Raw genomic sequence first — 7,673 nt, forward strand, 5'->3', positions numbered from 1 at the left:
GTGTCCGGGTACTCCTTGAGAAAGCGCCGCGCGTTGTCCTCGGGCGTGCCGCCCGCCTGATTCCAGGCCATGACCATCTGGAGCTGGGCCGGCGAATCCCATTTGAAATTGGAGAAAAACGCGTGGACCTCGGGCATGTCCTTGTCCAGGCCTTTGCGGACAATGGCCTCGATCTGTTCTTCGCCGCCCAGGACACCCTTGGGGTCCTTCAGGTATTTGAGGTCCCATTTGCCGAACATCCAGTGCGGCGACCAGGCCGTGACCACAACCCATTTCTTGTGCTTGATGGCGTCCGCCAGGGCCGCGGTCATGGTCGCGCCGCTGCCTTCCATCAATTCCAGTTTCAGGCCGTAGTCCGAAACGACCTGCTCGGACAGCTTCATCAGGCCCGCGCCCGGATCGATGCCGATGATCTTGCCATCGAACTTGTCGGCGTTGGCGTTGAGATCCTCGATGGAGTCGATGGTCACGTAAGCGGGAACGGCCCAGCCCAGCTTGGCGCCGCCGGAGATCGTGGACACCTTTTCGACCTTGTCCTGAACCTTGGCATAGTAATCGCCGTGGGTCACCGGCAGCCAGGCCGTGACCATGGCGTCCACGTCACCCGTGCCCAGGGCCTGCCACATGGCCGCGGCGGCCACGGGCAGGGTCTCGACCTCGTAGCCCATTTCTTCCAGGGCGGCCTTGGCGGTCATGGTGCTGGCCGTGGCGCAATCCCATTCCACATAGGCCAGACGGACCTTGCCCTTGCCGGCAAAAGCCGTCTGGGCCGCGAACATCAGGCACAAAAGCGCGATCAACAGTTTTTTCATGAAGTTCTCCTTATTTTTTTTGTTTGGGAGTGCCCAGTTTCTGGAGCACCCGATCCAGGATCATGGCCACGATGACGATGGCGATGCCGGCCTCGAACCCACGCCCCATCTGCAGGCGCTGGATGGCTTTCCAGACCTCGCCGCCCAGGCCCTTGGCGCCGATCATGGAGGCAATGACGACCATGGACAGGGCCAGCATCACGGTCTGGTTGACGCCGGCCATGATGGTCGGCGCGGCCAGGGGCAGATCCAGCTTGAACAGACGTTGCATGCGCGTCGCGCCGAAAGCCGTGGAGCATTCGACCAGCTCGGGTGGAATTTGCCGGATGCCCAGGCAGGTGAAACGAATGGCCGGCGGCATGGAAAAGATCACGGTCGAGAAGATGGCCGCGGTCTTGCCCAGGCCGAAAAAGGGAATGGCCGGAATGAGGTAAACAAAGGCCGGCATGGTCTGCATGACATCGAGCACGGGCATGACCGTTTTGTACATGCCGCTGCTGATGGCCGCGCAGATGCCCAGGGGCACGCCGATGAGGATGGCGCACAAGGTCGCGACAACGACCAGGGCGATGGTGCTGATCGTGGCCGACCACAGGCCCATGTTCCAGATCAGGGCCAGACCCAGGGCGCTGCCCAGGCAGAGTTTGCGGTCCTTGGTCGTCAGCCAGATTCCCAGGATCGCCAGGGCGATGAAGCCGGGAATCGGAATGGTCAGCAGGCCTTGTTCCATGGCGCCGAGGACGGTTTCGACCACGTCGGCGCTGGCCTTGGTGATGAAGGACAGGTGCGTGACCAGAAAATCAATGCCGGTCTCGATGCCTTCGCCCACGGGAATTCTGAAGGTGCTCATGCCGCGCCTCCCCGTTCGGCCAGGGCCGCGACCAGGGTGCCACGGACGATGACGCCCTTGAATCTGTTGTTTTCATCGGCCACGGCCAGCGGATAGGGCAGGTCGGCCATGATGGCGAACAGGTCCTGGGCCGGGGTGGACGGGGACACCGTCTTGATGTCCGTGCACACGGCCTCGGCCAGCTGGTCGCGCCCCCTGGCGGCCAGGGCGGCGGCCGCGTCGGCCGAGACAATGCCGACCAATTGGTTGTTGTGATCGACCACGAAGAGGTGGGCGATGTTGTGGGTGCGCATTTTGCGCAAGGCGGCGCGCGGGCCGTCGGTGCGCAGATGGGCAACGGCCTCGCTGCGTTTCATGACCGACTCGGCGGTCAGGACCTTGGTGATGTCCACGTCCTGGACAAACCGGGCCACGTAGTCCGTGGCCGGAGCGGTCAGAATCTGCTCGGGCGTGCCGATTTGGACAATGGCCCCGTCCTTCATCAGGATGATGCGGTCGCCCAGTTTCAGGGCTTCGTCCAGGTCATGGGAAATAAAGACAATGGTTTTGTGCATCTTGTCCTGAAGATTGATCAGCTCGTCCTGCATGTCGCGGCGGATGAGCGGGTCCAGGGCGCTGAAGGCCTCGTCCATGAGCAGGATGTCCGGGGACAGGGCCAGGGCCCGGGCCAAGCCGACACGCTGCTGCATGCCTCCGGACAGTTCGCGGGGATAGGAGGCGGCCCAGGCGTCGAGTCCGACCAGGGCCAGGGCCTCCTCGGCCTTTTGCAAACGCTCGGCCTTGGGCATGCCCTGTATTTCCAGACCCATGGCCGCGTTTTCCAGAACAGTGCGATGGGGGAAGAGGGCGAAATTTTGAAAAACCATGCCCATTTTGCGTTGGCGCAGCTGACGCAGGGCCGCGTCGTCCATGGCCATCACATCCTGATCGTCAACCAGGATCGATCCGGCCGTGGGCGTGATCAGGCGGTTGAGGCAGCGGACCAGCGTCGACTTTCCACTCCCGGACAGGCCCATGATGACCACGATTTCGCCTTCGCGCACGTCGAAGCTGGCATTGTTGACGCCGACGCCGTGGCGGATGGAGGCCATGATTTCCTCCTTGCTCCTGCCCTTGGCCAGCATGTCCATGGCCTTGGTGGGATTGGGCCCAAAGATTTTGTACAAACCCTTGACGTATATTTTTGCCATTAAGTCTCCTTGGTTGAGGTCCACGGGCCGTGCTCCCGGCGCGTTGGCCCGTTTCTTGAGCTTCGAGCATCCTACGGAAAAAATCGGATCGTGAAAGGGGAGGACGCGGGGAGAGATCGGGTATGGGTATCTACCCGAGGTTTCTGAACCGGTACCACCAGGATGGATAACGGCGGCGCGGTTTCGGTGCCCTTTCCGCCGCGTCGGGAGGATGGTCTCGAAACACGTTCCCCGCCTTGTCGTGCCCCCGCTTCAAGTGTTATCCCTTATGCTCCCCCAACCCTCGATCACGGAGCGCGCGCATGGACGGATTTTCCACCAGCCTTTTGGGCGAGGCCAAGACCCTGCTTTTGGCCACCGATGGTTCCCATTTCAGCGACGGGGCGGTGCAGGAGGCCATTTATTTCGGCCAGGCCTGTGGGGCCAGGATCGTGGCCCTGCACGTGGTCAGGATCGAGGCCGAATCCATCAAGTCCGCCAACGCGGCGGTCATGCGCCGGCAGGCCAAGGTCGCGCCCCATCTGGAGCGGATTCGCGCCATGGCCCGCGACTGCGGGGTGGAGTGCGAGACCGTGGTGGTCGGGTCATCGGTTCCCGAGCACGCCATTGTCGAACAGGCCCGGATGCGCGGGGCGGATGTCGTCCTCATGGGCCGGCACGGGCGCTCGGGCCGATTGTACCTGATGGTCGGGAGCATGACATCCAAGGTCATCGGGCTGGGTTTTCCCATGGTCATGGTGCTGCCCAAGGACAGTCTGCGCACGGGAACCCATGTCCTCGTGGCGGTCGAGGATTCGGCCAGCAGCCGTTTGGCCGTGGAGGAGGCGCTCAGTCTGGGCGAGTGTTGCCAGACCCTGGAGAGGCTGACCTTCGTGGCCGTGACCAAGCGTCGGACGGGTCTGGAGGGCGCGCGGCGCATGGTCGAGGACATCTGTGCCCGGGGGCGGACGAAATGGCCGCGCCTGGCCTTCGAGGCCGTGGCCGAGGTCGGGCATCCGTCCAATGTCGTCGTGCGCGCCGCCGAGGAACGGGGCGTGGACACGATCATGATCGGCGGGGTCGGCGGCGGTCCGCTGCCCCGGATGTTCACGGGACGGATAACCAAGGAAGTTTGCGGCTGGGCGCATTGCGCGGTGCTGGTCGTCACGGCCTGATCGGCCACCCGGGTGACGCCGGATGGTTGGGCCATGTTCTTTCGCGGATCATCTTGCAGGCAGGATTACACCATGACCGACAGAGTGCGGCGTTTTTTTCCGTTTTTGACCTGGTTTCCGGTTTCCTCCCTGGTTCTGCGCGCCGACCTCATGGCCGGCGTCACCGGGGCCCTGATTCTGGTGCCCAAGGCCATGGCCTATGCCCAGCTTTCGGGGTTGCCCCTGTATTTTGGTCTGTACACGGCCTTCGTGCCGGCCATTGTCGGGGCCTTGTGGGGTTCGTCGCGGCAGCTGGCCACGGGTCCGGTGGCCATCATTTCCCTGATGACCGCCGCCGCGGTCGCGCCCCTGGCCGTGTCCAACACGCCGCAATACATTGGTCTGGCCCTGTTGCTGACCCTGTTGGTGGGACTTATCCAGCTCCTGCTGGGCGTGGTCAAACTCGGAACCATCGTCAATTTCGTCTCCCATCCGGTTATTCTTGGATTCATGAACGCGGCGGCTATCATCATCGGTCTGTCCCAGCTGGACATGCTTTTGGGCGTTCCCAAGGGCAGTGGCGAGTTTTTTCTGAAAGATGTCTGGGAGATGCTCGGACATCTGCCCCAGACCCATGTGCCGACCCTGGCCATGGGGCTGCTGGGTCTGGGACTGATGCTCGGATTGAAGCGGATTCCGGCCCTATCCAAGGCTGGCGTGCTCGTGGCCGTGGCCCTGACCACGGCCCTGAGTGCCTGGATCGGGTACGATCAAAAAACCCAGGCCAGGATCGGGGACATCGCCACGCTCCAGGCCCGGGCAGTGGTGGAGGCCTACGCGGACCGGCTGGAGCGCCTCGGAACCCTGGCCGCCGAGGGCGCGGAGTTGGCGGTCCGCGTCCGCGAGGAGTCCAAGGCCGGAAATGAGCGGGCCGCCGTCGAGTTGCGCCACGCCCTGGAGCTGCTCGATATTGATAAGAAAGCCCTGGAAATGGAACGCAAGGAATTGTTACGGGCGGTGCGGACGCTGCGCTTCACGCGGATCGAACACGAAGGCGGTGGAGACTTGCACGAGGTCGGCGCCACGCCGGCGGGTTTGTCCGGCGATGGCCGGGCCTGGCATATCAAACGCATCGAGGCCGGGGTACTGCATCTGGTCGGCGGCGGGGACGTGGTCGGCGCGGTACCGGCCGGCCTGCCGTCGTTCACCGTGCCCACCCTGGATTTGGACGCGGCCCTGCAACTCTTGGCCTCGGCCCTGATCATCGCCCTGGTCGGATTCATGGAGTCCATCTCCATGGCCAAGGCCATGGCCAGCAAGGCCCGACAGCACATCGACCCCAACCAGGAACTCATCGGTCAGGGTCTGGCCAATATCGGCGGCGCGTTTTTTCAGGCCTACCCGGCCTGCGGTTCCTTCACCGGCTCGGCCATCAATCTTCAGGCCGGAGCCAGGACCGGCCTGGCCATGGTTTGTAACGGAATTTTCGTGGCCGCGACCCTGCTTTTTTTCACGCCCCTGCTCTATCACTTGCCCAAGTCCGTCCTGGCCATGATCATCCTTCTGGCCGTGACCGGCCTGATCACGCCCCAGGCCTTCGCGCACACCTGGAAGGCCAGCCGGACCGACGGCCTCGTGGCCGTGGTCACCTTTGTCGTCACCCTGTTGGCCGCGCCGCATCTGGACCGGGGCATCATGGCTGGCGTGGCCCTGGCCATGGGCTTTTATCTGCACCGGACCATGTCGCCGCGCGTGGCCATTCTGGGGCGCTATCCGGACGGGACCCTGCGCGACGTGCGCGTGCATCCGGGCCTGACGACGTCGGCCCTGATCACGGTGTTGCGTTTTGACGGCTCGTTGTATTTCGCCGACGCCGCGCATTTCGAGGACGCGGTGCTCAAGGCCGTGGCCGAACATCGGAACACGCGTGTCTTGCTGGTTGTTGGTGACGCCATCAACTTCATGGACGCCACGGGCGAGGAAATGCTGCAGCATCTGGTGCTGCAATTACGGGAAACAGGGATGGATGTGGTTTTTTCCGGGCTCAAGAGGCAGGTTTTGGAGGTGATGCGCGGTACCGGTCTGTATGATCTGATCGGAGAGGACAACATTTTCGCCACGGAATGCCTGGCCCTGAACGCCATCTTCGCCCGTCTGGGCCAGGACGCCGAGGGTGACGCCTTGTATGCCTCTGTCCATGCGACAGGATGTTGATTGAAGGCGTGGAGCGGGGAGGGGCGGTTCGCGAACCGCCCCCATGGTCGCGGCTATTCCAATTCCACGTAATCCTCGATGATCAGCTTCAGGCCGAAACCGGGAAAGTTGATTTTGTATTTGTTGGGCTCGACGCGGGACACGATCTTGCCCCGGCCGAAAATCTTGTGCCGGCAGTAGGTTCCCTGAACCGGGGTGTGCGCCGGGGATTGGCTGGGCGTGGCCTGGGAGTATTCGTCGGAAACGGGCGCGGCCGGCACCGTCATGTCCGGAACCTTGGGCTTGGGCGCGGCCTGCAGACCCAGTCCGCCGGTGTACTGCTCGCGGTAGCGGTGCATGAGGTGGGCCGGGATGTCCTCCAGAAAAGGGCTCATCCGGGCTGGATTGCTGGCCGCCAGCTCCCGGCTGTACAGGCTTTCGGGCGAGAAGAGGCTCAAATGCTCCCTGGCCCGGGTGCAGGCCACGTACAAAAGCCGACGTTCTTCCTCGAAATCGTCGTTGTCGTTTAATGCGTGGCGGGACGGAAAACGGTCCTCGACCAGATCGATGACGAGCACGGCGTCCCATTCCAGGCCCTTGGCCGAGTGGACCGTGGACAGGGTCACCGCCTGGCCGTGGTCCTCGGCGGCGTCGGGGCTGTCCAGGCTCAGGTCGCCCAGAAAGGCGGGGATGTCCTCGTAGCCCAGGGCGATCTGGGTCAGCTCCTGCAGGCCGGCCTCGCGGCGGGGATAATCGTCCGGGAATTTTTCCTCCAGCACGGGCTGGTAGTAGTCCAGCACAAAGGTCAGGGCCGTGGCCGGGCTCATGGCCTGGGTGCGCAGGGTGTCCAGGACGCGCAGCAGATTGTCGAGCTTGGGGCTCTTGGCGCGTTGGGCGGTCAGGAAGGGCGCGTCGTTGATCATGACCGCGTGGTGGATTTTTTGCGCGCTTTTGGGACCAATGCCGGGCACGTTGGACAGGATGCGCTGCCAGGCCGGCAGGTCCGAGGAGTTCTGGCTGATGCGCAGGCAGGCCAAAACGTCCTTGACGTGCGCGGCCTCGGAAAATTTGATGCCGCCGTACTTGCGGAAGGCCAGCCCGATTTTGTTCAGCTCCACTTCCACATGGTAGGACTGAAACCCGGCCCGAAAGAGGACGGCGATTTCGTTCAGGGGGTAGGTCCTGGCCAGCTCCACGATTTTGGCCGTGACCAGCCGGGCCTGGCTGCGATCCGAAAAGGGCAGGATGTGCTCGGGCAGGCTGGTGTCGGCTTTTTCGGAAAAGAGGTGTTTCGTGAATTTGTCGCGGAATCCGTCCAGAATGGCGTTGGTCAGCTCCAGAATGGGCTGGGTGGAACGGTAGTTCTGCTCCAGTTTGATTATCGTGGTGCCGGGAAAATTTTTCGGGAAATCGAGGATGTTGCGAACGTTGGCCCCGCGAAAGGCGTAGATGGACTGGGCGTCGTCGCCGACGGCCATGACGTTGGGGCTTTCGT

General features: G+C 63.1%; 6 protein-coding genes. 2 read left to right on the forward strand and 4 right to left on the reverse strand.

Annotated features, from left to right (window positions below):
- The 3 genes from EOL86_10405 to EOL86_10415 form a co-directional block, all read right to left on the reverse strand.
- On the reverse strand, positions 1-812 hold an 812-nt coding region (locus tag EOL86_10405), incomplete at its 3' end, for a glycine betaine ABC transporter substrate-binding protein (protein ID NCD25982.1).
- Positions 813-822: 10 nt separating this feature from the next.
- Positions 823-1,662: a proline/glycine betaine ABC transporter permease gene (locus tag EOL86_10410; protein ID NCD25983.1), complete on the reverse strand. Its 840-nt coding sequence runs from the start codon at positions 1,660-1,662 to the stop codon at positions 823-825.
- Positions 1,659-2,852, reverse strand: coding sequence for a glycine betaine/L-proline ABC transporter ATP-binding protein (locus tag EOL86_10415; GenBank protein NCD25984.1), 1,194 nt, complete (start codon positions 2,850-2,852; stop codon positions 1,659-1,661). The genes EOL86_10410 and EOL86_10415 overlap by 4 nt, the downstream gene beginning before the upstream one ends.
- Before the next feature lie 302 nt (positions 2,853-3,154).
- Between EOL86_10415 and EOL86_10420 the strand changes: the two genes are divergently transcribed.
- Complete coding sequence (locus tag EOL86_10420; protein NCD25985.1) at positions 3,155-4,006, forward strand: universal stress protein; 852 nt, start codon at positions 3,155-3,157, stop codon at positions 4,004-4,006.
- A 72-nt stretch (positions 4,007-4,078) separates the two neighbouring features.
- Entirely contained in the window at positions 4,079-6,199 is a 2,121-nt protein-coding gene (locus EOL86_10425) for an STAS domain-containing protein (GenBank protein ID NCD25986.1), read from the forward strand.
- 53 nt (positions 6,200-6,252) lie between these two features.
- Here the strand turns inward: EOL86_10425 and EOL86_10430 are convergent.
- The coding region (locus EOL86_10430; GenBank protein ID NCD25987.1) for an ATP-dependent helicase at positions 6,253-7,673 on the reverse strand (1,421 nt) is incomplete at its 5' end.

The sequence above is a fragment of the Deltaproteobacteria bacterium genome (assembly GCA_009930495.1).
Taxonomy (GTDB): domain Bacteria; phylum Desulfobacterota; class Desulfovibrionia; order Desulfovibrionales; family Desulfomicrobiaceae; genus Desulfomicrobium.